The following is a 751-nucleotide window of genomic DNA, read 5'->3' as shown; positions in this document are numbered from 1 at the left end:
TTGAAGGGCGCCAGATGATCATGGTGTTGGCACCGAAGAAGAAATAATTAGGCATGCAAGTAATGAGTGTTCAGCAATTGCTGAGCACTTATTCGCCTGATTAATTCATGGCTTACCCCAATAGTTTGAACCGCAGCATTGCGATGATTCACCTTGATTTATAAGAGTTTACAGCGTAAATGCTTATGAACTGAGGAGCGAGTTGTCGGGCAGTGAGTCAAATTAGGCCGGGTATATTAACAATGCGAAGTTGGAAACAATAATGCCAAAGATTAAAACAGTTCGCGGCGCGGCTAAGCGCTTCAAAAAAACCGCAGGTGGCGGCTTTAAACGTAAGCATGCAAACCTCCGTCATATTCTGACCAAGAAGTCTACTAAGCGTAAACGTCATTTACGTCCAAAAGGCATGGTATCTAAAGGCGATTTGGGTCTGGTAATTGCTTGCCTGCCTTACGCATAAGTTAACTGGTTAAAGAATATATCGAACTCGATTCGAGATGATAGGAGAATAGTATGGCTCGCGTAAAACGTGGTGTAGTGGCCCGTGCACGTCACAAGAAGATTTTGAAGCAAGCGAAAGGTTACTACGGAGCACGTTCACGTGTTTACCGTGTAGCATTTCAAGCGGTAATCAAAGCAGGTCAATATGCTTACCGTGACCGTCGTCAGCGTAAACGTCAATTCCGTCAACTGTGGATTGCACGTATTAATGCTGCAGCACGTCAAAATGGTCTGTCTTACAGCCGTTTCA

2 protein-coding genes are annotated in these 751 nt (G+C 44.5%); both read left to right on the top strand.

The features are described from left to right. Positions 1-262 precede the first annotated feature (262 nt). Positions 263-460 carry a 50S ribosomal protein L35 gene (gene rpmI / locus M992_RS10970; protein ID WP_005968897.1) on the top strand — a complete coding sequence of 66 codons (198 nt, stop codon included), beginning with the start codon at positions 263-265 and terminating at the stop codon, positions 458-460. Between the two features lie 53 nt (positions 461-513). Beyond that, positions 514-751 (top strand): 50S ribosomal protein L20 (gene rplT / locus M992_RS10965; protein ID WP_053908644.1); only part of this gene is annotated, 238 nt, incomplete at its 3' end.

Origin of the sequence: Moellerella wisconsensis ATCC 35017, assembly GCF_001294465.1 — a bacterium.
GTDB classification, from domain to species: domain Bacteria; phylum Pseudomonadota; class Gammaproteobacteria; order Enterobacterales; family Enterobacteriaceae; genus Moellerella; species Moellerella wisconsensis.
This window is presented reverse-complemented; position numbering and strand designations above follow the sequence as displayed.

Coding starts and splice junctions, on each gene's coding strand:
- rpmI (WP_005968897.1), top strand. CDS start 263: ATGCCAAAGATTAAAACAGTTCGCGGCGCGGCTAAGCGCTTCAAAAAA.